The 23,219-nt window shown below is 70.1% G+C and carries 27 protein-coding genes; 19 read left to right on the plus strand and 8 right to left on the minus strand.

The genetic code is table 11. The features are described 5' to 3' along the window. The first annotated feature begins 3 nt into the window (after window positions 1-3). The 4 genes from SALMUC_RS03835 (at window position 4) to SALMUC_RS03850 (ending at window position 4,280) form a co-directional block, all read left to right on the plus strand. Window positions 4-1,158, plus strand: a complete 1,155-nt coding sequence (locus SALMUC_RS03835) for a mandelate racemase/muconate lactonizing enzyme family protein (RefSeq protein ID WP_020039817.1) — start codon at window positions 4-6, stop codon at window positions 1,156-1,158. 110 nt (window positions 1,159-1,268) lie between these two features. Further along, window positions 1,269-1,574 (plus strand): hypothetical protein, encoded by a 306-nt coding sequence (locus SALMUC_RS03840; RefSeq protein WP_020039818.1) that lies wholly within the window; start codon window positions 1,269-1,271, stop codon window positions 1,572-1,574. Between the two features lie 144 nt (window positions 1,575-1,718). Further along, window positions 1,719-3,659: a TIR domain-containing protein gene (locus tag SALMUC_RS03845; RefSeq protein ID WP_020039819.1), complete on the plus strand. Its 1,941-nt coding sequence runs from the start codon at window positions 1,719-1,721 to the stop codon at window positions 3,657-3,659. A gap of 141 nt (window positions 3,660-3,800) precedes the next feature. Next, window positions 3,801-4,280: a c-type cytochrome gene (locus tag SALMUC_RS03850; RefSeq protein ID WP_021119802.1), complete on the plus strand. Its 480-nt coding sequence runs from the start codon at window positions 3,801-3,803 to the stop codon at window positions 4,278-4,280. A 274-nt stretch (window positions 4,281-4,554) separates the two neighbouring features. On the opposite strand, the gene SALMUC_RS03855 is transcribed toward SALMUC_RS03850, so the two are convergent. After that, complete coding sequence (locus tag SALMUC_RS03855; RefSeq protein WP_020039821.1) at window positions 4,555-4,761, minus strand: cold-shock protein; 207 nt, start codon at window positions 4,759-4,761, stop codon at window positions 4,555-4,557. Window positions 4,762-5,125: 364 nt separating this feature from the next. Between SALMUC_RS03855 and phnF the strand changes: the two genes are divergently transcribed. The 15 genes from phnF (at window position 5,126) to SALMUC_RS03930 (ending at window position 16,896) form a co-directional block, all read left to right on the plus strand. Continuing rightward, window positions 5,126-5,848: a phosphonate metabolism transcriptional regulator PhnF gene (phnF, locus tag SALMUC_RS03860; protein WP_020039822.1), complete on the plus strand. Its 723-nt coding sequence runs from the start codon at window positions 5,126-5,128 to the stop codon at window positions 5,846-5,848. After that, window positions 5,845-6,288 carry a phosphonate C-P lyase system protein PhnG gene (locus SALMUC_RS03865; RefSeq protein WP_020039823.1) on the plus strand — a complete coding sequence of 148 codons (444 nt, stop codon included), beginning with the start codon at window positions 5,845-5,847 and terminating at the stop codon, window positions 6,286-6,288. Before phnF ends, SALMUC_RS03865 begins: the two co-directional genes overlap by 4 nt. After that, window positions 6,288-6,821 (plus strand): phosphonate C-P lyase system protein PhnH, encoded by a 534-nt coding sequence (gene phnH / locus SALMUC_RS03870; protein WP_020039824.1) that lies wholly within the window; start codon window positions 6,288-6,290, stop codon window positions 6,819-6,821. The genes SALMUC_RS03865 and phnH overlap by 1 nt, the downstream gene beginning before the upstream one ends. Then, complete coding sequence (locus SALMUC_RS03875) at window positions 6,821-7,885, plus strand: carbon-phosphorus lyase complex subunit PhnI (RefSeq protein ID WP_020039825.1); 1,065 nt, start codon at window positions 6,821-6,823, stop codon at window positions 7,883-7,885. The genes phnH and SALMUC_RS03875 overlap by 1 nt, the downstream gene beginning before the upstream one ends. Window positions 7,886-7,925: 40 nt before the next feature. Beyond that, complete coding sequence (locus SALMUC_RS03880) at window positions 7,926-8,840, plus strand: alpha-D-ribose 1-methylphosphonate 5-phosphate C-P-lyase PhnJ (RefSeq protein WP_020039826.1); 915 nt, start codon at window positions 7,926-7,928, stop codon at window positions 8,838-8,840. Beyond that, on the plus strand, window positions 8,837-9,634 hold the full coding sequence (locus SALMUC_RS03885) for an ATP-binding cassette domain-containing protein (RefSeq protein ID WP_020039827.1): 798 nt from the start codon (window positions 8,837-8,839) through the stop codon (window positions 9,632-9,634). The genes SALMUC_RS03880 and SALMUC_RS03885 overlap by 4 nt, the downstream gene beginning before the upstream one ends. Continuing rightward, the gene (locus SALMUC_RS03890) at window positions 9,631-10,350 is read left to right on the plus strand and encodes a phosphonate C-P lyase system protein PhnL (RefSeq protein WP_020039828.1); all 720 of its coding nucleotides are present in this window, start codon (window positions 9,631-9,633) and stop codon (window positions 10,348-10,350) included. The genes SALMUC_RS03885 and SALMUC_RS03890 overlap by 4 nt, the downstream gene beginning before the upstream one ends. After that, window positions 10,337-11,512, plus strand: coding sequence for an alpha-D-ribose 1-methylphosphonate 5-triphosphate diphosphatase (locus tag SALMUC_RS03895; protein ID WP_020039829.1), 1,176 nt, complete (start codon window positions 10,337-10,339; stop codon window positions 11,510-11,512). Before SALMUC_RS03890 ends, SALMUC_RS03895 begins: the two co-directional genes overlap by 14 nt. Before the next feature lie 102 nt (window positions 11,513-11,614). After that, window positions 11,615-12,430: a phosphonate ABC transporter ATP-binding protein gene (phnC, locus tag SALMUC_RS03900; RefSeq protein WP_020039830.1), complete on the plus strand. Its 816-nt coding sequence runs from the start codon at window positions 11,615-11,617 to the stop codon at window positions 12,428-12,430. Between the two features lie 41 nt (window positions 12,431-12,471). Next, entirely contained in the window at window positions 12,472-13,392 is a 921-nt protein-coding gene (gene phnD, locus SALMUC_RS03905; protein ID WP_020039831.1) for a phosphate/phosphite/phosphonate ABC transporter substrate-binding protein, read from the plus strand. Between the two features lie 65 nt (window positions 13,393-13,457). Then, the gene (phnE, locus tag SALMUC_RS03910; RefSeq protein ID WP_020039832.1) at window positions 13,458-14,402 is read left to right on the plus strand and encodes a phosphonate ABC transporter, permease protein PhnE; all 945 of its coding nucleotides are present in this window, start codon (window positions 13,458-13,460) and stop codon (window positions 14,400-14,402) included. Then, window positions 14,399-15,256: a phosphonate ABC transporter, permease protein PhnE gene (gene phnE / locus SALMUC_RS03915; protein ID WP_020039833.1), complete on the plus strand. Its 858-nt coding sequence runs from the start codon at window positions 14,399-14,401 to the stop codon at window positions 15,254-15,256. The genes phnE (SALMUC_RS03910) and phnE (SALMUC_RS03915) overlap by 4 nt, the downstream gene beginning before the upstream one ends. Continuing rightward, entirely contained in the window at window positions 15,253-15,882 is a 630-nt protein-coding gene (locus SALMUC_RS03920) for a DapH/DapD/GlmU-related protein (RefSeq protein ID WP_020039834.1), read from the plus strand. The genes phnE (SALMUC_RS03915) and SALMUC_RS03920 overlap by 4 nt, the downstream gene beginning before the upstream one ends. After that, window positions 15,863-16,417 (plus strand): hypothetical protein, encoded by a 555-nt coding sequence (locus SALMUC_RS03925; protein WP_020039835.1) that lies wholly within the window; start codon window positions 15,863-15,865, stop codon window positions 16,415-16,417. Before SALMUC_RS03920 ends, SALMUC_RS03925 begins: the two co-directional genes overlap by 20 nt. Next, window positions 16,414-16,896 (plus strand): hypothetical protein, encoded by a 483-nt coding sequence (locus SALMUC_RS03930; RefSeq protein WP_020039836.1) that lies wholly within the window; start codon window positions 16,414-16,416, stop codon window positions 16,894-16,896. Before SALMUC_RS03925 ends, SALMUC_RS03930 begins: the two co-directional genes overlap by 4 nt. 33 nt (window positions 16,897-16,929) lie before the next feature. On the opposite strand, the gene SALMUC_RS03935 is transcribed toward SALMUC_RS03930, so the two are convergent. The 7 genes from SALMUC_RS03935 to SALMUC_RS03965 are packed head-to-tail and all read right to left on the minus strand — an operon-like array spanning window position 16,930 to window position 22,735. Further along, on the minus strand, window positions 16,930-17,532 hold the full coding sequence (locus SALMUC_RS03935) for a pyridoxamine 5'-phosphate oxidase family protein (protein WP_020039837.1): 603 nt from the start codon (window positions 17,530-17,532) through the stop codon (window positions 16,930-16,932). Window positions 17,533-17,552: 20 nt separating this feature from the next. Next, the gene (locus tag SALMUC_RS03940) at window positions 17,553-18,368 is read right to left on the minus strand and encodes a sugar phosphate isomerase/epimerase family protein (RefSeq protein WP_020039838.1); all 816 of its coding nucleotides are present in this window, start codon (window positions 18,366-18,368) and stop codon (window positions 17,553-17,555) included. Continuing rightward, the gene (locus SALMUC_RS03945; protein WP_020039839.1) at window positions 18,365-19,618 is read right to left on the minus strand and encodes an alpha-D-ribose 1-methylphosphonate 5-triphosphate diphosphatase; all 1,254 of its coding nucleotides are present in this window, start codon (window positions 19,616-19,618) and stop codon (window positions 18,365-18,367) included. Before SALMUC_RS03945 ends, SALMUC_RS03940 begins: the two co-directional genes overlap by 4 nt. Further along, window positions 19,618-20,262, minus strand: a complete 645-nt coding sequence (locus tag SALMUC_RS03950) for a class I SAM-dependent methyltransferase (protein ID WP_020039840.1) — start codon at window positions 20,260-20,262, stop codon at window positions 19,618-19,620. Before SALMUC_RS03950 ends, SALMUC_RS03945 begins: the two co-directional genes overlap by 1 nt. Then, complete coding sequence (gene phnE / locus SALMUC_RS03955; RefSeq protein WP_020039841.1) at window positions 20,259-21,062, minus strand: phosphonate ABC transporter, permease protein PhnE; 804 nt, start codon at window positions 21,060-21,062, stop codon at window positions 20,259-20,261. Before phnE (SALMUC_RS03955) ends, SALMUC_RS03950 begins: the two co-directional genes overlap by 4 nt. Continuing rightward, window positions 21,055-21,873 carry a phosphonate ABC transporter ATP-binding protein gene (locus tag SALMUC_RS03960; RefSeq protein ID WP_020039842.1) on the minus strand — a complete coding sequence of 273 codons (819 nt, stop codon included), beginning with the start codon at window positions 21,871-21,873 and terminating at the stop codon, window positions 21,055-21,057. The genes phnE (SALMUC_RS03955) and SALMUC_RS03960 overlap by 8 nt, the downstream gene beginning before the upstream one ends. Beyond that, on the minus strand, window positions 21,866-22,735 hold the full coding sequence (locus tag SALMUC_RS03965) for a PhnD/SsuA/transferrin family substrate-binding protein (RefSeq protein ID WP_051155875.1): 870 nt from the start codon (window positions 22,733-22,735) through the stop codon (window positions 21,866-21,868). The genes SALMUC_RS03960 and SALMUC_RS03965 overlap by 8 nt, the downstream gene beginning before the upstream one ends. Between the last annotated feature and the right edge of the window lie 484 nt (window positions 22,736-23,219).

The raw sequence follows: 23,219 nt of genomic DNA on the forward strand, positions 1-23,219 counted from the left end.
GGGATGAAGATCGCATCGGTCACGGCGTACCCGGTCTGGATCGCCGACAGGAACCAGCTTCTCGTGAAGGTCGCGACGACCTGCGGCGTCACGGGCTGGGGGGAATCCGGCCTCACGACCCGCGAGCTTGCCGTGGCGGGCGCCGTCGCCGATCTCGGCGACTGGCTCGAGGGGCGCGACCCCCTCAACCCCGCCGCGATCTGGGAGGCCCACCACCGCCGCCCCGGCACCGCGTGCGATCGTGTCGGCATGGCAATGATCTCGGCCATCGACATCGCGCTGCACGACATCGCCGGCAAGGCGCTGGACCAGCCGGTGCACGCGCTCCTCGGCGGGGCGCTGCGGCCGCGCGTTCCCACCTTCGGCTGCGTCCGGGCCGACGATACCGACCGGCTCATCGCGCTGACACGGGGCGCGATGGCACAGGGCTGGACCTGCCTGCGGATCGGCTGGCGCACCGACGCCCCCGAGGTTTTCGACCCGCACGAGACGGTCGGCCGCTGGCCCGGCATCTTCGCCGAGGCCCGCCGCGCGCTGGGCACGCGTGTGATGCTCGGCACCGACCTGCACCACCGCTTCAGCGTGGCCGAGGCGGCCTCGTTCCTCGCACGGTGCCCCGAGGGCACGCTCGATTTCGTCGAGGAGCCGATCCGCGACGAGGCCCCCTCGGCCTATGCCGCCCTGCGCCGCATGACCCGCGTGCCCTTCGCCATCGGCGAGGAGTTCACCTCGCGCTGGCAGTTCAAGCCCTACGTCGAGCAGGGGCTCGCGGATTTCGCCCGCATCGACATCTGCAACATCGGCGGCTTCACCGAAGCCATGAAGGTCGGCGGATGGTGCGCCGCGCACGGCATCGACGTGATGCCGCACAACCCGCTCGGCCCGATCTGCACCGCGGCCTCGATCCACATGGCGGCGGCGCTGCCGAACTTCTCGCATCTCGAGTGCTGGGAGACGCCGGGCGACGACAACGCCGCGCGGCAGGACTCGCCGGTCTTCCCGGACCGCCTGCGGCTCGACGGCGCGCACTTCCCGGTGCCGACCACGCCGGGCCTCGGCATCACCGTCGACGAGGATCGACTCGCCGAGCAGCCCTCCTTCGCCCATTGCGAGATGCCGCACCTGCGCCGCTCGGACGGCGCCTTCACCAACTGGTAGGGGCGGGCCGGCCTCACCGCATGGCCGTGCCGCACCACCTTTCGCGCGATTTGATTTGACGGTGACAAGGCGTAATCTGCCCGCAGGTGGAGACTCTGTGGGAGGAGACGATGCACCCTGAACTGGCCACGCGGCGCCGGGTCCTGCGCGCCAGCTACCAGCGCTATCTGGAGGCCGACCGCCAGTGGCGCGCCGCGCTGCGCGAGGTGAGGCTCTGGTTCCCGGGATCGGACGGCGCGCTTCATGCGGCCATGGGCAATCCCGGCTCGCGCGTCCGGCACCTCTACGAGACCCGCATGCGCGCCCTGGCGCGGCTCGAAGTGGCACGCCAGAAACTCGGCACCGCCCGCCGCCGCTTTGCCGAGCGGCAAAGGACGGTCGAGCTGCGCATGATCTCGGTGAGCTTGGCGGACTGACCGCGGCTCCGGCGCCGCGCGGCGGACGCTGCCACGTCTTGCGCGGCGCGGCGCCGGGCGGCAAGATTGCCGGGGATCGCACCCCGCACCTCCATCGGCCTGCCGGGCGAGGGGCACCGCCCTGCGCGGAGCGGTCCAGCATTCATGGCGGAGAACCGCGTGCCGCGTGTCATGATCTCATATGCCCGCGAGGATCGCCGTTACCTCGAGGGCGTCTGCGCCGCGCTCGAGGCAGAGGGCATCGAGACCTGGTGGGACGGCGCCATTGCGCCCGGCGCCAACTGGGACGCCGAGATCGAAAGGGCGCTGGCCGAGGTCGATGCCGTTCTCGTGCTCTGGACGCCGCGCTCGGTCGGGCGCGACACGGTGCGCAACGAGGCCGATGACGCCCGCTCGCGGCGCAAGCTCCTGCCGCTCATCATGGAGCCCTGCAAGCCGCCGCTCTTCTTCCGCCTCGCGCAGGCCGTCGACCTGAGCGACTGGACCGGCGACACCTCGGACCCGGAGTGGCGCCGCGTGCTCGACCGCATCGCCGCCGACCGGCCTCCCGACGGTGCGCCCGGGAACGACCTCGGCAGGGACGCCACCCACGAGATCTCGCCGCAGTTCTCCGAGCCGATCCGCGCGCGCTTCGCCCGCCTCGACCGCATCGTCGAGCGCCTGACCGAGGAGCAGTTCGACGTGCTGCGGATCCTCGGCACCACCCGCCGCGTGCGGATCGCGGGCTGCGCCGGGTCCGGCAAGACGCTCGTGGCCTGCGAAAAGGCCATCCGCTGCGCCCGCGCGGGGCTGCGCGTGTTGTTCCTGTCGCACAGCCCGCACCTTGCCGGGCATGTCTCGGCCCTGACCTCCGGCTCGGGCGTCATGGTTGCGGATTTCACCAGCTGGCTGATGTCCGTCATGGGGCTCGAGCCGTCGGAACAGTCGAAGCGCTGGCTCAATATCGAGGAGCCGGATGAGCAGACCCTGGAACAGGCCTTCGACGTCGTGCTGGAGTCGCAGACCTTCGACGTCGTCGTCGTGGACGAGGGGCAGGACTTCCGCGAGACCTGGTGGCTCCTGGTCGAGGCGGCGCTCGACCAGGGCACGCGGTCGCAGCTCTACATCTTCCACGACGACAACCAGGCGCTGCTGCCCTTCCGGGCGAGCTACCCCTTCGACGACCCGATGCTCAACCTCTCGCGCAACTGCCGCAACGCGGGCCGCGTCTTCGAGGTGATCCGGCGGTTCCACGCGCAGGCCCCGGACCCGGAGGCCGCGCTCGCCAACCAGGGGATGCTGGCCTATTTCCGCGCCGAGCCCGCGCAGCGTGACGTGGCGATCGACCGTTGCCTCGGCTGCCTGAAGGAGCAGGGCGCGCTGCTCGAGGATCGCGTCCTGCTGCTGGCCGGCGGTCTCGAGAAGACGCCTCTCGTCGAGACCCACGTCGAGGCCCGGGGCGAAACCGTGCAACGCTGGCAGGACATCGTGCGCCACCAGCTCGAACGGGCCGTCACGACCTACGTCCGCCGCGGGATCGTCACGCCCCGCGACGTCGCGCTGAAACATCTCGAGGCGCTGTCGGCCCTCGGGACCGGCTCCCGCCCGGGGCCGGAGGACGTCGCGCTCGTGGTCTCCGCCGCCCGGTCCATCGAGCTGGACGCGAAGCTCTGCCGCCAGATCGGCGGCGGCAACGAGGCGGGCCTCGACCTGGCATGGACCCTCGTGGACGGGACACCGCGGTTCCGCCGGGCGCTCGGGGGGCGGCTCCACGGCGTCGAGGTGCTGCGCTTCTTTTCCGATCCCGGCTGGGCCACGGGGCTGCCCGAGACGCACCGCTGGCAGTTCATCACCGAGGCCGTTCCGAACGGCGCGGCGGAGACCGTGCCGGTCTTCGACATCGCCGCCTTCAAGGGGCTCGAGAGCGACACGGTGATCCTCCTGCTGGGCGATCACCAGCCGGTCGGGCGCGAGAAGCTCTACGTCGCCCTGTCGCGTGCCCGTCAGGTGCTGGCCATCGTCGACTGTTCCGGCGGGCTCACCTCGACCGTTGCGCTGCGGAAGGTCGACTTCGACATCTTCGAGACCGTCCGCAGCGGCGCCTGACAGGGGCGGCGGCGGCGACCGGGCAATGGCGATCCGGAGCGGTCGATGACGCCCGTCAATGCGGGTCCGGCCAATCTGTGAAGACTCTCTCCCATGTCCTTTCCGGGACGCGCCCATTCACATGAGAGAAAGGATCGCACCATGTCTTGCACGTTGTCTCACTCCAAGTCGGGCAAGCGCAGGTCCGGTCCGGCGGTCTCGGGACTGGCGGGCCTGATCTGCCTGCTCGGTCTCGGCACGCAGGCCCTGGCGCAGGATGGCAGCGCCTTCGTCGAGGCCGGCCGGCTGGAATACGAACGCAACTGCGCCGCCTGCCACGGACCCGAGGGCAGGGGAGACGGGCCGGTCGCCGAGGTCCTGACCGCCGAGCCGACCGATCTCACGCAGATCTCCGCGAAGTTCAGCGGCACCTTCCCGCGCGATTTCCTGTTCGAGTTCATCGACGGGCGCAACATGATCAACCCGCACGGCGACCGCTCGATGCCGATCTGGGGGCCGCGCTTCATGGTCAGTTCCGAGAGACAGGCCGCCGCCGCGCCCTGGGACGTGGACGCGCGCGCGGTCGCGCTGGGCCGGATGACGGCGCTCGTGGACTACATCGCCTCGATTCAGGAGGAGTGACGGCGGGCTGATGTGGCGCGCCGGAGGCCCGTGTCTCCGGCGCGGCATGACATGGACTGTCGCCGCCTGTTCCATCGCACAGGCGAAGCCCGGAACCAGGGCCGTCCGGCGGCAAGTCCCTTGTCCGATGCGTGGACTGCGCAAGGCAGCCGCGCTGCACAGTGGGCCCTCAGGTGCAAAACGCCCTCGCAGGGTCTTGCGAGGGCAGTGTCAACGTAGGCTCAACGAAAAAGGGCGCCCGAAGGCGCCCCAAATCAAACCCAGGATACACCGATCAGGCGAGCTGAAGGTTCTCGGCGGATTCGCGGCCGTCGCGGCCCGATTGGACGTCGTACTCGACCTTCTGGTTGTCGCTGAGGCCGGTGAGGCCGGAGCGTTCAACGGCAGAGATGTGGACAAAAACGTCCTTGCCGCCCGTTTCGGGTGCAATGAAGCCGAAGCCTTTGGTGGTGTTGAACCATTTCACGGTGCCAGTGGCCATCGTGAGATCTCCTTTACTTTTCAACCTGTTCGCGGAAGTGCAACAGCGTGGCGCAGTCGGCCGATATCGAGTTCGCTGAAGTCCGGTAGGGAAAGCAGGGGATCGATGGAGGTAACGTAGCCCGCTGCGTCTGACAGATCGCAGGCCGCCTGTCCATCGCAAATCGCCGCTCGAACACCGATCACCGGGTCAGGCGCGATCATCAACACATTCGGCAAGGGGCCTGGTCCGGCAGGGGGCCCGTTTCGCATACCCGCACCCGGCCGGCCTGGCCGCGGCGCGATCTATGCCGGATTGTCATCCGCGTGACATGCCGCTGTCATGTCCTGAGCCTAGTCAGAAATTCATTCGGATGAATCGAGAAATGATCAGAGACCGTTGGCGCGAGATCCGCGCAGCAATCGAGCAGGACATCATGGACGGCGTTCTGGAGCCCGGCGCGAAACTGCCCACCGAACCGGCCCTGGCCGAGCGCTACGGCGCGGGCCGGCACACGATCCGGCGCGCGATGGCCGAGCTGGCCAAGGACGGCTACCTCAGCGTCGAGCAGGGGCGCGGCACCTTCGTGCAGCAGCGCCCGATGCTGGAATACACCATCGGGCCGCGCACGCGGCTGCGGCGCAACATGAACGCGCTGGGGGTCTCGGCGGCGGGCGAGCTTCAGGGCATCGACCGCGTCGAGGCCAGCGGCCGGGTGGCCGGGCAGCTGGGCCTCGCGCCCGGCGCGCCGGTCTTCGCCACGCGGCGGCTCTCGCTGGCCGACGGCGTGCCGGTTTCGAGCGGGGTCATCTACCACGATGCCCTGCGCTTTCCCGATCTGCCCGAGCGGCGGCGCGCGATGGACTCGCTCACCGCCGTCTACGAGACCTACGGCATCACCGACTACCTGCGCGGCAGCACCCGGATGCACGCCCGCAACGCGCGCGCCGCAGAGGCGCGGGCGCTGCGGCAGCACCCCGACATGCCGGTGATCGTGGTGGTGGCCGTGGACACCTACCCGGACGGTACGCCCTTGTCCTTCAGCAAGGTCATCTGGTCCGCCGCCCGCGTGAAATTCAGGATAACGACCGAAGAGGAGGGGCCATGACGCCCGAACCGCAGGAGCTGCCCGAGCGCTCCCACGAGGAGCTTTTGGGCATACTCGCCCGCGCCGAGCCCGAACGGCTCAAGGCCTTCGCAGAGCCGCTGATCGCCGAGCTGCCCGAGATCGAGGTGCGCGAGAACCGCACCGGCCTCGTGATGCTGCCGATGCGCGACACCGCGCAGGGCCGGCATTTCCACCTGGGCGAGGTGCTGATGAGCGAGGCGCGCATCGCCGCCGGCGGGCTCGAGGGCTACGGCATGCGACGCGGCCGCGATCTCGAGGCCGCCATGGCCATGGCGCTGGTCGATCTCGCCGTCGCGCTTGGCGTGGCCCACGACCGCTGCGCCGCCTTCGTGACCGCCGAGGACCTGGCGCAGGCCGAGGCCGACCGCGAGACGCTGCGCCGGGTCGAGGCGACCCGCGTGGACATGGAGACCTTCTGATGACCGCGCATCCCGTCCCCTCCGAGTTCGAGACCCGCACGAACGCCACCTACGACGCGCTGATGTGGGCGCTCTCGCGCCCCGGCCTGATCCGTGCCTTGCCCGGCCAGGGCCCCGCGCAGATCGTCGAGGCGCTGATCGACCGCGAATGCGCCGTGCATTGCGCCGACACCGACCTCGCCGCGCTGGTCGCCCGCACCGGCGCCGCGCCGGTGGCGCCCGAGGCGGCCGATCACCTCTTCGTCTCGGCGCTGAGCCCGGACCTGCCGGGCCGGCTGGCGCTTGGCTCCGACCTGCACCCCGAGCACGGCGCCACCCTCGTCGCCCCCGCCACGCTGGGGCAGGGCGCCCGGCTGCGCCTGAGCGGCCCCGGCGTGGACGGTACGCTCGAGGTCGCGGTGGGCGAGGTGCCCGACGGTTTCTGGACCGGCCGCGACCGCGTCCTGCGGTATCCGCTGGGCTTCGAGCTTTTCCTCGTCGATGGCGACCGCGTGCTCGGCCTGCCCCGATCGACCCGCGTGGAGGTGCTCTGATGGCCTATGTCGCAACCCGTGGTGGCGAGCGCGCCATGGAACAGTCGCAGCGGCTCTTCCGCGCCGAAATGGGCGCGATCACGCCCGAGCGCGTGGCCGAGGTCCGCGCGGCCATGCCCTATCTCGTCGACCGCGTGATGGGCGAGGCTTCGCTCTACGATCAGGACCTTGCCGCTTTGGCACTCGCCCAGACCGGTGGCGAGCTTTACGAGGCAATCCTGCTGCTGCGCGCCTGGCGCACCACGCAGCCGCGCCTGACCGTGGCCGACCCCGTCACGCAGGAGGGGCTCTTCACCCATCGCCGCATCTCGGCCGCCTTCAAGGACATCCCGGGCGGGCAGGTGCTGGGCCCCACGCTGGACTACGCGCACCGCATCCTCGCGACCGAGGTTCTGAAGGGCGAGACGCATGTCCCCGCGCCGGTCGAGCCTGCGTCTCGGCCGTCGCCCGCGCGGCAGCCCTCGGTCGCCGCATGGCAGGCCGACAACGACCTGCTGACCGCGCCCGAGCCCGACACCGCCACCGGCAACGACATCCCCGATGTCACGCGCGAGCCGCTGATGTTTCCCGCCGACCGCGCCCACACGCTGCAAAGCCTCGCGCGGGCGGAAACCGGCGGCGTACTGGCGCTGGGCTATGCCGCGCAGCGCGGCTACGGCCAGGCCCACCCCACGGTGAACGAGCTGCGTCTTGCCGAGGCCGATGTCGTCGTCCGCCACCCGCGTGGCACCCGTTTCAGCGCCGGGCGCGTCAAGGTCAGCCAGGCCGAGGTCGTCTCCAAGCAGGGCGAGGCGCTGGGCCTGGGCTTTTCCGCCACGCTGGGCTGGAACGAGGTCAAGGTGATCGCCGCCGCGACGCTGGATCTCAACTCGAACGGCGCGCCCAAGGGCTCGGCCACCGAGGAGGAGTTCTTCCTCTACCACACCGAGGGCGTCGAGAGCTCGGGCTTCTGCATCCACTTCAAGCTGCCCCACTACGTCACCTTCCAGTCCAGCCTCGACGCCATGCGCGACGCGAAGGCGAAGCGCGCGGCGCGCGCCAGGCACGCCGAGCCCGCGGAATGAGCGCCGCCCGTCCGACACTCTCCCGCCACGGAGGACCCCGATGACACTCCAATCCCTCACCCGCGCCTGGGAGCCGATGAGCTACGGCTTCCTCGACGCCTCGGCCAAGCGCGAGATCCGGCGCAAGATGCTCAAGGCCATCGCCGTGCCGGGCTGCCAGGTCCCCTATGCCAGCCGCGAGGTGCCCATGGCGCGCGGCTGGGGCACCGGCGGGCTGCAGATCTCCTGCACGCTCATCAACCCGCGGACCCGGATCAAGGTCATTGACCAGGGCGCCGACGACAGCGTGAATGCCGCCTCGATCCGCAAGTTTCTCGCCCGTGTCTCGGGCGCGCCCACCACCAACGACGCGCTCGAGGCCGACCTCATCCAGTCGCGCCACCGCGTGCCCGAGGAAGTGCTGCGCGAGGACCAGGTGCTGGTCCTGCAGGTGCCCAACCCCGAGCCGCTGCGCCCTGTGCAGCCGAACATGTCCATCGCGCGCCAGATGCACGCCGATGCCGACTACGGCCGCATGTGGCTGCAGCTCTACGAGCAGATCGTGCGCTCGGGCCGGGTGATGCAGGGAGCGAGCTACCCCTCGCTGGTGAACGGCCGCTTCGTGATGACGCCCTCGCCGATCCCGCGCTGGGACGTGCCCAAGCTGCACATGGCGAGGCACCTGACCATCCTCTCGGCCGGCCGCGAGAAGCGCCTGCACGTCGTGCCGCCCTTCACCCGCGTCGAGCCGCTGGTCTTCGACGACGTGCCCTACCGCGTCGAGGACCACGGCGGCCTCACCTGCCAGCGTTCCGGCGCGCGCGGCTACTTCATGAACGAGATCCCGCAGGACGACGGCTCGTCCATCCACGAGGTCTCGGACAGCGATCTGGGCGTCAAGACGATCCGCCGCCGCGAGGGCGAGGCGGTCGCCATCGGCGCCACCTGGTACGAGAACGGGGAGATGACCTCATGAGCCTGACCATGGACGAACCAACGCTGGTCACCACCCGCCCGCTGCTGACCGCGCGCGACGTCTCCAAGGCCTACGGCCCCGTGCAGGCGCTGCGCGGCGTCTCGGCCACGGTCTACCCCGGCGAGGTCCTGGGCATCGTCGGCGAAAGCGGCTCGGGCAAGTCGACCTTCCTGCGCGCGCTCAACCTCGAGGAGACGCCCGATACCGGCAGCTACACGCTCGACCTGCCGGACGTGCAGGGCAACCTCTTCGATCTCGACCGCTACGCCCGGCGGATGCTCTGCGCCACGCGCATCGGCATCGTCTACCAGAACCCGCACCTCGGGCTGCTGATGTCGCATTCCTCCTCGGGCAACGTCGCCGAGCGTCTGCTGGTCGCGGGCGAACGCCGCTTCGCGGTGCTCCGCGACAAGGCGCAGCGCGCGCTCGAAGCCTCGGAGTTCCCGACCGAGCGCATGGACGCGCCGCCGGCCGAACTGTCGGGCGGGATGCAGCAGCGCGTGCAACTGGCCAAGGCCATCGCGCTGGAGCCCGCGCTGCTGCTGCTCGACGAGCCCACCACCGGGCTCGACGTCAGCGTGCAGGCGCTGGTGCTCGACACGCTCAAGCGGCTGCAGCAGGAGCGGCGCATCACCATGGTGATCGTCAGCCACGACCTCGGCGTGATCCGCACGCTCTCGGACCGCGTCATGGTGATGCGGCGCGGCGAGGTAGTGGAGCAGGGCCTGGCCGACCAGGTCTTCCAGGACCCGCAGCACGCCTACACGCAACAACTGGTGCACGCGAAACTATGACCCGGATCCTCGACGTTCGTGCCCTCTCGAAGGGCTTCACCATGCACCATCTCGACACGCGGATGGCGGCCTTCTCCGACATTTCCTTCACCTTGGACGCCGGCGAGTTCCTGCTGCTCAAGGGCCGCAACGGCGCCGGCAAGTCGACGCTGCTGCGCACGCTCTACCGCAGCTACCTCGCGGCCTCGGGCGAGATCCTGTTCCATGGCCCCGAGGGCGTCATCGACCTCGCCCGCGCGGCGGATGTCGACGTGACCTACCTTCGCCGCACCGAGATCGGCTTCGTCACCCAGTTCCTCACCGCGCGTCCCCGCGTCAGCGCCGAGGCGCTGGTGGCCGAGCCGCTGCGCCGGTCCGGCGCGCCCGCCGAGGCGGCGCTCGAGCAGGCGCGGCACTGGCTGCAGGCCTTCGGCGTCAAGCCCGAGCTCTGGGCGGCCTATCCCACGACCTTCTCGGGCGGCGAGCAGCAGAAGGTGAACCTCGCCCGTGCGCTGATCCTGCCGCAGCGCCTGCTGCTGCTGGACGAGCCCACCGCCTCGCTCGATGTCTCGGCGCGCGCGGCGCTGATCGACCGGCTGGCCGAGCTCAAGGCAGGCGGCACGGCGATGATCGGCGTCTTCCACCACCCCGGCGATGTGGCCACGCTGATCGACCGCGAAATCGACCTGACCCCGGATGCCGCGACACGAGAGGACCGAGACGATGTGGTTGTCTGATGCAACGCTTGTCCTGCCCGACCGGGTGATCGAACACGGGTCCCTGCGGATCGAGGGCGCCCGCATCGCCGAGATCGCCGAGCGTCCCGTGCCGGGCGGCGTGCCCTGCGCGGGACACACGCTTTTCCCCGGCTTCATCGACATGCACGGTGACATGATCGAGCAGGAGCTCGAACCGCGTGCCCGCGTCGATTTCCCGATGTCCGTGGCATTGGGCGCGCTCGACGCGCGCCTCGCCTCGGCCGGGGTGACCACGGCCTATGCCTCGGTCTCCTTCTCGCGCGGGGTGCGCGAGGGCGAGCGGCGCTCCTTCGAGCACACCAGCCGCGTGATCCGCGAACTCTCGGAGGCGCGCGACACGGCGCGGGTCGATCACCGAATCCACGCGCGCTTCGACATCACCTTCGACAACGCCGTGGGCGTGCTGCGCGACCTTCTGGACGAGGGCCGCGTCGATCTCGTCTCGTTGATGGATCACACGCCGGGACAGGGGCAGTATCGCAACCTCGAGGTCCACATCCGCAACAAGGCCGCGCACCACGGCATCTCGGAGACCGAGGCGCGGCAGATGGTCAGCACGGCCATCGCCACCCGCGCCCGTCCGCAGGAGGTGCTGCTCAACAACATGCAGCAGGTCGCCCGCATGTGCCGCGACCACGGCGTCGCACTGGCCAGCCACGACGACGATACCCGCGACAAGGCGCGCCTCATGGCCGACCTCGGCGCGGTGATCGCCGAGTTTCCCGTCACCATGGAGGCCGCCGAGACCGCCGTCGCGAAGGGTCTCATGACCGCGATGGGTGCGCCCAACGCCATGCGCGGGCAGAGCTATTCCGGCAACCTCTCGGCGCGCGAGGCCCATGCCCGCGGGCTGCTGTCGATCCTTGCCGCCGACTATCACCCGGCCGCCATCCTGCCCGCGATCCGGGCGCTGGCGGGGGCCGATCCGCAGGGCCTCGCAGGGGCGGCACGGCTGGCGACGGCGAACCCGGCGCGGGCGCTCGGCCTGCGCGACCGGGGCGAGATCGGGGCGGGCAAGCTGGCCGACCTGGTGGTCGCGGACAGCGCCGACCGCGTGGTTCTGACACTCCGCGCGGGCGAGGTCGTCCATTCCAGCGGCACCCTGCCGCGCGTGGCCGAGGGGCTGCGCACCGTCGCCTGAGCGACGTCAAGGAAGTGTCACGCAGCGGTCAGCGCGCTGTCATCGAGCCCGGCTAGGACAGGCGAAGAACATTCATTCGGATGAATCGCCGGGAGCCGAGACATGACAGGGAACCTCACCCTCACCGACGTCACCCGCCACTTCGGTGACACGACCGCCGTCGACCGCGCGTCGCTTTCCATCGCGCCGGGTCAGTTCGTCGGCGTGATCGGCCGCTCCGGCGCCGGCAAGTCGACGCTGCTGCGCCTCGTCAATCGCCTCGTCGACCCCAGTTCGGGGTCGATTTCGTTCGACGGGGTCGAGGTGACGGCCCTGCGCGGCCGCGCCCTGCGCGCCTGGCGGCGCGACTGCGCGATGATCTTCCAGCAGTTCAACCTCGTGGACCGGCTCGACGTGCTCACCAACGTGCTGGTGGGCCGCCTGTCCGAGCACGGCTTCCTCGGCTCCATGGCCATGCGCTTCAGCGACGAGGAACGCGCCATGGCGATCCGCGCGCTCGACCGGCTCGACCTCGTGCCGCAGGCGCTGCAGCGGGCGGGCACGCTCTCGGGCGGGCAGCAGCAGCGCGTCGCCATCGCGCGGGCGCTGGTCCAGAACCCCAAGATCATGCTGGCCGACGAGCCGATCGCCAGCCTCGACCCGGCCAACGCCACCCGCGTCATGGACGGGCTGCGCCACATCAACCGCGAGGACGGGCTGACCGTGCTCGTGAACCTGCACACGCTGGATACCGCGCGCGCCTACTGCGACCGCATCGTCGCCATGCGCGCCGGCCGCGTGATGTTCGACGGCACCGCCGCCCAGCTCACCGACGACGTCGTCCGCGACATCTACGGGCTCGAGGGGCTGGCCGAGTTCGACGAGGCCGTCACCTCGACCGCGGCCCGGGCCACCGGCCGCGTGGCCATCCCGGCCTGATCCGACCGACACCGCAAACGCACAACACGGGAGACCTCCACATGCGTTTCATCACCGCCACCGCACTCGCCGCCCTGCTCGCCGCTCCGGCGCTCGCCGAGGGCTGGAAGGACGACTACCAGGTGCTCAAGTTCGGCATCCTCTCGGGCGAGAACGAGAAGGACCGCCTGATGCGCAACGAGCCGCTGCGCGCCTACCTCGAGAAGGAACTCGGCGTCGAGGTCGAGATCTTCACCGCCGGCAACTACGATGGCGTGATCCAGGCCATCGCCGCCAACCAGATCGAGGTCGCGCGCTTCGGCTCCTCCTCCTACGCGGCCGTCTATACCGCCACCGACGGCGGCGTCGTGCCCACGCTGACGACCAAGGCCCAGAACGGCAACACCGGCTACTACTCGGTCGTCGTGACCCGCTGCGACAGCGGAATCGAGAGCCTCGCCGACGCCAAGGGCAAGGTCCACGCCTTCGCCGACCCGGACAGCACCTCGGGCTATGCCGTGCCCTATTTCAACATGGTCAACCGCGAAGGCTTCACGCCGGAAGAGCATTTCAGCACCGTGACCTTCTCGGGCAGCCACGAGGCCGGCGTCTCGGGCGTGGTCAACGGCACCTTCGACACCGCCTCGACCTACCAGGACAACGACGCCGATGGCATCTACCAGCGCATGGAGCGCAAGGGGATGATCGAGGAAGGCGTGGTCTGCAAGATCTGGGAAAGCCCCGAGATCACCTCCGGCCCCTGGACCTTCCGCACGAACCTGCCCGAGCAGCTGATCGAGGACGTGACCGCCGCCATCGAGTCCTTCCCCGAGGCGGACCCCGAGGGCTACAAGCTCTACTCGTCGTGGTCGGCCGACAACCCGAACCCCGACGCCGGCTTCACCCGCGTCGACCACGAGCGCTACCAGTGGATCGTCGACATGCGCGACTGGATCAAGAACCAGCGCCGCTCGGGCTCCTGAGCCCCGACCTTCGACACGATCATGGCGGGCGATGACGCCCGCCATCCACGCACGGGACCATCACGATGACAGCGACCGATCATTTCGCGGGCGATGCCGCCGCGGGATCCGGCGACCGGATCGACCGCTTCGAGGCCGACTTCGCCGACCGACGACGCCGCGCCCGCCTTGGCTGGCTGATCGGCTCGGCGGTCTTTCTCGTGATCTTCGCGCTGACCTCCTGGATCGGCGACTTCTTCAAGATCACCCAGGTCACCATGCCCGACGGCGGGCGCGAGTGGCGCTGGATCATCCCGGCCGGCCTGCCGCGGCTGGGCGAATACATCGAGCAGACGCTGCCCGCGCTGAGCTGGGACACGCTGGGCGCCGACCTCGGCAACTGGTTCTGGCGCTGGAGGATCTGGCTCGAGCTGCTTTTCGAGACCATCCTGATCGCCTACTGCGCGACCGTGCTGGGCGTCATCGGCGGCTTCCTGCTGTCGTTCCCCGCCGCGCGCAACCTCGCGCCGAACGAATGGATCCGCTGGATCACCCGTCGCTACCTCGAGATCGCGCGCACCGTGCCGGAACTGGTCTGGGCGCTGATCTTCGTCTTCTGCTTCTCGGTCGGCCCGCTCGCCGGGGTGCTGGCCATCGGCATGCACGCCACCGGCGCGCTGGGCAAGCTCTACTCCGAGGTCAACGAGAACATCGACATGCGCCCCCTCGAGGGCGTCAAGGCCGCCGGCGGCACCTGGTTCGACCAGATCCGCTACGGCGCCGTGCCGCAGGTGCTGCCCAACATCATCAGCTACACGCTGCTGCGCTTCGAGATCAACGTGCGCGCCTCCTCGATCATCGGCTACGTCGGCGCCGGCGGGCTGGGGCAGGAGTTCCGCACCGCCATGAGCTTCCAGGAATACACCGACCTTTCGGCGCTCTTCATCATCATCTTCGTGACCGTCATGGTCATCGACTACGGATCGGAAAAGCTGCGCCACCGCGTCATCGGCATGGAGACCCGCACATGACCCTCTCGCCGCAACAGGTCGCCGAAGCGCGCGCCCGCGTGCCGCTGGCCTTCCGCGCGCCGCTGTCGCAGCGCCTGCAACGCGCCGCCACCTGGGCGCTGCTGATCGGGCTCATCCTCTGGTGCCTCTACGACTTCGACGTGACGCCCGCGCGCATCTGGACCGGGCTGGGCCGCCTCGGCACCGTGGCAAGTTTCATGTTCCCGCCGCACGTCTGGACCACCTGGGAGGCCTTCGCGCCGATCCTCGAAGGGCTGGGCGAGACGCTGGCCATCGCCTTCCTCGGCACGCTGCTGGGGGCCGTCGTGGCCTTTCCGCTGTCGTTCCTCGGCGCCAAGAACATCAACCGGCTGAACGTTCTGCGCCTCGGCGTGCGCCGCGGCTACGACGTGATCCGCGCCTTCGAGACGCTGATCCTCGCGCTGATCTTCATCCGCGCCTTCGGGCTGGGCCCGCTGCCCGGCATCCTCGCCATCGCGGTGAGCGAGATCGGCACCTTCGCCAAGCTCTTTTCCGAGGCCATCGAGAACACCTCGACCAGGCAGGTCGAGGGCGTGCGCGCGGCGGGCGGCTCGCGGCTGCAGCAGATCCGCTTCGGGGTCGCGCCGCAGGTCAACCCGGTGATCCTGTCTATCCTGCTCTACAACTTCGAATCCAACGTCCGCTCGGGCACCATCCTCGGGATCGTCGGCGCGGGCGGCATCGGCTTCCTGCTCTCGGATCGCATCGCCGCCTACAAGTGGGACGAGGCCTGGTCGATCATCTTCCTCATCATCGCGATGGTCTACGTCATCGACTGGCTCTCGGGCATCGTCCGCGCGCGGCTCATCGGCAAGCAGGAGCTGGCGAAATGAGCGGCGCCGGATCGAAACAGCAGCTCTCCGAGACCCCGACGATCCACCCCGAGGCACGGGTCGAGGACTGCGAACTGGGCGCCTGGACCGAGGTCGGCAAGGGCACGATGATGCGCGCCTCGGCGATGGGGGATTATTCCTACATCACGCAGCACTGCCACGTCGTCTGGACGACCATCGGCAAGTTCTGCTCCATCGCCAACGCGACCCGCATCAACCCGGGCAACCACCCGACCTGGCGCGCGGTGCAGCATCACTCGGTCTATCGCGCCGAGGCCTACGGGCTGGGCGAGGACGACCGGGATTTCTTCGAGTGGCGCAAGGCCGACTGGGTGACCATCGGCCACGACGTCTGGATCGGGCACGGGGTCACGGTGACCGCCGGCGTCACCATCGGCACCGGCGCCGTGGTCGGCGCGGGCGCGGTGGTGACACGCGACGTCGCGCCCTATACGGTGGTCGGCGGCGTGCCGGCCCGTCCCATCAGGCGCCGTTTCTCCGAGGCCCAGGCCGAGGCCCTGCAGGAAATTGCTGTCTGGGACTGGCCGCGCGAAACCTACAAGGCGGCTCTGCCAGACATCCGGGCGCTCGACATCGATGCCTTCATTGAAAAATACCGAGGCTGAGGCGCCCCCGGCGCGACGGCCCCGAAAGATCCTCGACGGCGGTTTCCTCGTCCTGCTGGGATTCACCCTGGCGGGCGGGATCGCCGTATTCCTGACCCGGGGCGGGGGCCGCGTGGCCGACATCGCGGCCGAGACGCTGGGCTTCGTCGCCGTGCTCTCGCCCAAGATCGCGGCCGGCATCTTCATCGCCGCGACCCTGCCGATGTGCCTGCCGCGCGAGAAGGTCGGTCGTCTCGTCGGGCGCGAGAGCGGCTGGCGCGGGCTTGCCGTCGCCACGGCCTGCGGCGCGGCGCTGCCGGGCGGGCCGATGATGACCTTTCCGCTCGCGGCGGGGCTCGGGACCGCTGGCGCCGATATGGGCGCCGTGGTGGCCTTCATCTCGGGCTGGAGCCTGCTGGGTCTCAACCGGACGCTGATCTGGGAGTTCTCCTTCCTCCCGGCCGACCTGGTCTGGACGCGCTACCTGCTCAGCCTGCCGGCCCCGCTGCTGCTGGGCCTCACGGCGCGAGCCATGATGAAGCGGCGCATGGCATGAACATCCTGATCGGAACCGTGCTGATCGGGGCCGGGGCACTCTGGCTCTGGTGGTCGCTGCCCAACGCCGAGTGGCGCCGGGCCGCCGGGCGCGCCTCGCTCGACACGCTGGCCTTCACCGCGCCGCGCGTGCTGGTGGCGCTGCTCGGCGCGGGCTTCTTCGCCGAGCTTCTGCCGGGTGACGAGGTGCGCCGCCTGCTGGGCGACGATGCGGGGGCAGGGGCCGTGCTGCTGGCCATCGCGCTGGGGCCGTTGACCCCCGGTGGCGCCTTCGTCAGCTTCGCCATCGCCGCGGCGGCGCTGCGCGCGGGGGCGGCGCCCGTGGCGGCGGTGGCCTATGTCACCTCGTGGTCGCTCTTCTCGACGACCAAGATCTTCGCCTACGAGCTGTCCTTCATGGGCCGGCAGGCGACGCTGACCCGCGTGCTGGTCAGCCTGCCGGTGCCCTTCCTCGTGGCCGCCGCCGTCGCCGCCTTCTGAAGCCGCGCGAAACGCTGTCCCCGCGGGGACGCGTCACCACATCCGTTCGCGGGCGTAGGCGGGATAGCCCGCGTCATAGGTCTCGGCGTCGAAGCCGGCGTCGATCTCGCGCTGGAAGGCGCCGGCGGTGGGCACCTCGCTGCTGAGGTCCGCGCCCGACCAGAGCTCGGAGCGCATGATCGCCTTGGCGCACTGGTAGTAGAGTTCCTGCACCGTCACGACGATGACCGTGGCCGGCGCCTTGCCCCGCCGCTCGAACGAGCCGCAGACCTCGGGGTCGGCGGTGACGACGGCGGTGCCGTTGACCCGCACGACATTCTTGGAGCCCGGCACCATGAACATCAGGCTCACGCGGCCGTCGGTCACGATGTTGCGCAGCGAGTCGAGCCGGTTGTTCCCGCGCCAGTCCGGCAGCAGCAGCGTGCGATCGTCGGAGATGTGGACCACCGGTTCGACATCCCCGCGCGGGCTGGCATCCGTCCCCTCGGGGCCCACGGTCGAGAGCACGACGAAGCGCGCGGCGCCGATCCAGTCGCGGTAGCAGGGCGTGACGTGCTGCACGACCTTGGACCGTGCAGCTGGCACCACCGAACCGTACAGGTCTTCGAGGGCGGCGATGTCGGTGATGGTCTGCATGGGGGGCCTTTCCGGTGGCGTCAGGTCACGAGCCCGCGCGCCTGAAGGTACGCGAACGCGGGCAGGATATGCCTCTTGTCGCGCAGCTCAAGCACCAGGTGCGGCGCGCCCTCGCATTCGGACAGCGCACGGAAGACGGCGGTCCACTCGATCTCGCCCTCGCCGGGCGCCCAGTGCCGGTCGGCGTGGCCGTCGACGTCCTGCAGGTGCACATGCGCGAGCCGCGCGCCCGCGTCGGCGACGAAGTCCGCCACCGGCGGGGCGCCCGACATGCGGCGCGCCAGCTGCGCGTGGCCGGTGTCGATCGAGAGCGCGATGGACTGCGAGCCGAAGCTCTCGACCATCTCGCGCCGGGTCTCGGGGCGCACGTCCTGGATGTTCTCGATCACCAGCGTGATGCCCGCCTCCTCGGCGGCGCGGACCACGGGGCCCAGCACCTCGTGTACGCGGGCGAGCTTCTTCTCGGGGTAGCCGGGAAAGCTGAAGACGTTGTTCTGGTACCAGGCGTCGTAGGGCGAGTGGAGCACCATCTGCCGCGCGCCGATACGGTCGGCGGCCTCGAGCGCCGCCAGCAGGCGCGCGGTGATGAGCGGGCGCAGCTCGGGGTCCTTGTTGTCCAGGTCGAGCCCCTCGAAGGGCCCGTGGATGCCCCGCCGCCCGGTATGCCCGTCAAGCGCGGCGCGGGCCGCTTCGATGCGCTCCTCGCGGTCGTGCGTGACGGCGGCGTGGGACATGAAGTCCTGTATCTCGATGTCGCGCTCCGCCTCGAAGAGCCAGTCCCGCAGGGTCGCGATCTCGTCGGTCTTCAGGCAGGCGCCGATCTTCAGCGGGGTCATGCCAGGCTCTCCTCGTGACGGGGGGCGGGGGCGGGCGCCGCATCACGCGCGGGATGTCCGCGATAGGCCGCGCGGCCGGCGACCCAGGTGCCCTCGATGGCCGGCGCGTGGCCCTCGGGCCAATCGATCAGCACGAGGTCGGCGCGGCGGCCGACGGCGATCTCGCCCCGGTCGGTGAGCTTCATCGCCCGCGCCGGCCCGCTCGAGACCAGCGACCAGAGCGTCAGCCGGTCGGCGCGGCGCTCGGCATCGAGGCGCGCCACGGCGGCCAGCATGGCCGGGTAGAAGTAATCCGAGGCAAGCGCGTCGCAGAGCCCGGCCTCGACCATGTCGCCGGCACCGAGCGAGCCGATGTGGCTGCCCCCGCGCGCGGCGTTGGGCGCGCCGAAGACGATGGGATCGCCGTGCGCCCGCGCGGCCTCGGCCGCCTCCAGCACCATCGGGAACTCGGCCACGCCCGCGCCGAGATCGCGGAAGAAGGCACGCGTTTCGGCCCGGGTGTCGTCGTGGCTGAGCATGGGCGCGCCCGCGCGGCGGCCCATCCCGGCGACCTTGGCGATGGTCGCGGGCACCTCGGCGCGGCGATCCCAGACCTCGCCCAGAAGGCGGATGTAGGCGTCCTCGTCCAGCCCGGCGCGATGCGCCTTGGAGGCAGTGCGTTTCTTCATGCGGTCGTCGTCGAGCGAGGCGATGGAGAAGTCCGGCGAAAGCTCGAAGGCGCGGTCCTGGATCGGCACGTCATAGGCGCGCATCGTCATCGAGGTGTGGTCGTTGAAGGCAATGGCGGGCATGAGCGGCCCCGCGAGCGCCCACTCGATGGTCTCGAGCGCCTCGAAGGCGAAGGTCTCCCACCGCAGCTGCACGCGGTTCTCGACCGTGAGGCGCGGCGCGAGATCGCGCATGACCTGCATGAGCTGGCGCCCGCGTGCCACGTCGCGCAGGCCCGGCTCCCAGCCCAGCGTGATCGCGTGATAGGCGGTGGCGATGCCGTTGGCGGCAAGCTGGCGGTCGGTGTCGATCACCGCCGCCTCCTGCGGAAAGAAGACGCCGGGGCGGGGCATGAGCTGGCGCTCGAAGGCATCGCCGTGCAGGTCGATCAGCGCGGGCGCGAGGATGCGGCCGCGCGCGTCGATCACCTCGCCCTGCGCCGGGCCGCCGATCTCGGCGATGCGGCCGCCTGCGACGGTCACGTTGGTCTCGGCGATCTCGCCGGGCAGGTAGACGCGGGCGCCCTGGAAGGTGACGGTCATCAGAGGCGCTCCATCGTCAGGTGCCAGTGCCACGAGCCCGGCTTGTCGTGTTCGCGATCCTCGAGGCGCAGCACCTCGAAGCCCTGGAAGAGCGCCAGCAGCTCGGCGGCCGAGCAGAAGTAGTGCGGGTGGATCTTGTCGGTCCCGGGCGCCTCGAAGACCCAGGCGTTGCGGCCGATCTCGCGGCCCGGGTATTTCGCCTGTTCGTGCGGCAGGCGGCGTTTCGACAGCATGGTGCCGAGGTAGGTGCCGCCGGGCGCCAGCACGCGGCGGATCTCGGCGATGGTGCGCAGCAGCACGTCCTCGTCGCCGTGGTAGATCACGTTCCAGCTCAGCACGTGGTCGAAGCGCTGGTCCTCGAAGGGCAGGGCGTCCATGCGGGCGGTCACGGTCTCGACCCCGCCGGCGCGGTCGATCTCGGCCAGCCCGTCGGGCGCGGCGTCGAGCGCCACGACCTCGAAGCCCTGCCGCGCGAGCCAGAGCGCGTGCCGCCCCACACCGGCGCCAAGATCGAGGATGCGCGCGCCGGGCGCCAGCGTCTCCGCCCAGTCGAGGACATCGGCCTCGGGGCTCAGCCACTTGCTGCCGGCCTCGAGGCCGGCCCATTCGTCGTTCCAGTGCTGGTCTGCGGTATCGGTCTTCAACGTTGGTCTCCGATGATCTGCGTGCGGGCGCGCCCGCTGAGTTGTTCGATGGCGATGACCACCACGGCGATCATCAGGATGACGGTCATGGCGGTGGGGTAATCGAACAGGTCGAAGCCGACCTTGAGTTCGATCCCGATGCCGCCGGCGCCGACGAGCCCGAGGATGGTCGATGAGCGCACGGCCTTTTCCAGCGCGTAGAGGCCGGTCGAGATGAAGGCTGGCATGGCGCCGGGGATGGTGGCGCAGGCCACCACGTCGATGCGCCGCGCGCCGGTCGCGGTGAGGCTCTCGGCCGGGCCCTTGTCGGTGGCCTCCATGTCGTCCGCGAAGAAACGACCGCAGAAGCCGATGGTGTCGACCACGATGGCGAGCATGCCTGCGAAGGGGCCGAGCCCGACGGCGACGACGAAGACCAGCGCCCAGGCGATGTCGGGCACCGCGCGGACGAAGCCGAGCGCGACGCGCACCGCCTGGTTGACCGCGGGGCCGGCGATGAGGCCGCGGGCGGCGAGCAACGCCACTGGCAGCGACAGGATCACGCCGATCACGGCGCCCGCGACGGCGATCTGCAGGGTCTCGACCATCTTCCAGCCCAGCCGCGCGAGCACGTCGGGCGCGAGGTTCGGCGGAAAGGCGCGCGAGGCGAAGTCGGCGAAGCGCGGCGGCGCGGTCGCCACCTTCTCCAGCGAGAAGCCGGCGCCGGCGAGGCACCACAGGACAAGCGACAGCCCCAGCGCGTAGCCCAGGAAGGCCAGCGCCGAGGGACGTTCGTAACGGGCGGGGGAGAGGTCAGTCATAAAGCCCTCGCAGGTCGCTGGTCGAAAGCGAGGCCGCCGTCGCGTCGAGCTTCATGCGGCCGCCCGCCAGGCCCAGCACGCGGTCGCCGTAGCGCAGCGCGTGGTCGGTGTTGTGCGAGGTGAAGACGACAGTCACGCCCTCGTCCCGCGCAAGGCGGAAGAAGAGCTGCATCACGTCCTCGCCCGCCGCCGGGTCGAGCGAGGCGCAGGGTTCGTCGGCAAAGAGGATCTCGGGCGCGCCGACGATGGCGCGGGCGATGGCCACGCGCTGCGACTGGCCGCCCGAGAGGCGGTCGGCGCGGCGCAGGGCGAACTCGGCGAGGCCCACCTTGTCGAGCGCCGCCATCGCCGCCTCGCGCGAGGCGCGCGGCGCCAGCGCGTGGCTCCAGTGCGCCACGCCGGGGTGGCGGCCGAGCAGCCCGTGCAGGACGTTCGACAGCACCGAGAGGCGCGGCACGAGGTTGTGTTTCTGCGAAACCAGCCCGGTGCGGGCGCGCAATGCGCGCAGCCGGGCGGCGCGGGCGGCGGTCGCATCCTCGCCCAGCAGGGTGACGGTGCCCTCGCTCACGGGAATGAGGCCCATGAGGCAGCGCAGCAACGTCGACTTGCCCGCGCCGTTGGCGCCCACGAGCGCGACGGCCTCGCCACGCGCGAGGCGAAAGCCCACATCCGCGAAGATGGGCGTGTCGCCGAAGCGCTTGGCCACGCCGCGTGCCTCGATGTCGACGGGCGAGATCGTGACGCGAGGCGCGCCGGGCGGCTCCGGCCGCGCATGGCGCGCGGCCGGGTCTTTCAGCGCCAGATCAGTCACCGATGAACCGGTCGAACTGGGGGTAGCCGGCGTTGGCATACATGGCGCGGACGTAGTCGTAGGCATCGTCCTCGATCGCGACGAGGTCCATGCCGACGTACTTGTCGTTCTCGGCGTGGGCCGTGATGCCGGCGATGATCTCCTGCTTGTTCTCGAGGATCGCGTCGCGCACCATCGTGGCGGCCTCTTCGGGCACGTGGGCGCCGACCATGATCATGTCGTTGGGCAGGTCGCCCGAGCGCGCGATCATCTTGAAGAAGCCGTAGGGCAGGTCGGTCTCGGCGTTGCGCACGTTCAGCCAGCTGCCGGCGTTGGAGCCGATGGCGTCGACGTCGCCCGCCTTGAGCGCCTCGTGGGCGATGTTGCGCGAGGTGTGGGTCTTTTCGATGTCGTTGACCGGGTCGATGCCGTGGTCGGCCAGCACCTGCATCGGGCAGAGCATGTTCGAGGTCGAGCCGATGTCGCCGAAGGCCACCTTCTTGCCCTTCAGGTCGGCGGGCACGTTGATGCCGCTGTCGGAGCGCACGATGATCGCGCAGTGATAGTCGGGGCGGCCGAGGCCGATCAGGGGCCTTGCTTCGGTCAGCTTGTTGATGACGACGTATTCGGCGGGGCCCGAGACGACGAAGTCGACGGTCTCGCCGCGCAGGGCCTCGGCGGCGGCGGTGCGCGAGTTCACCGGGAAGAACTCGAAGGTCTCGCCGGTGGCGGACTCGAGCGCCTCCTTGAAGGGGCCCCACTCGGTCTGCAGGCGCTCCATGCCCTCGACGTCGGTCACGGCGAGGTTCCAGGTCTCGGCGGCGGCGCCCAGCGCCGACGCGGTGGCCAGTCCAAGGCCAAGGATCAGGGATTCGAATTTCATGACAGCCTCCATGGGAAATTCATTCGGATGAATCGCCGAGGGCTGTGGCAGTGGTGCAAAGCCTGCGTGAACTGTTTGTGACAGATGGCGGCGCCGGCGGACCGCGCGGGCTCAACCCTGATCAGCCCGAGACGCCGCCGCGCCTCGCGCACGACATTGTTCTCCATGCCGAAATACGATCTCCCCCTCGAATTTGGCACACTCCCGGGATCAGGCTGCGGGACAAATGACCGGCTTGGCCAGAGAGGCGGGGGCGGTGCGGCGAGGGTCCGGGTTGCGCCGGGATGACCGCCTGCCGGCCCCGCAGGTTGTATGCCGCTCATCCGGATTGTGTGGCGCCTACGCCTTTTTGCCGACCATACTTCGCCGAATGGAATGGTATCAATTGGGGGCCCGCGTAAGCGGTATTTCAACCCGGTTTTCATCAAGAGGGTGGATTGATGCCTGACCTTTATTTCGATCTTTCGGAACGCATCGTGGGAGG

The sequence above is a fragment of the Salipiger mucosus DSM 16094 genome (assembly GCF_000442255.1).
GTDB lineage: Bacteria > Pseudomonadota > Alphaproteobacteria > Rhodobacterales > Rhodobacteraceae > Salipiger > Salipiger mucosus.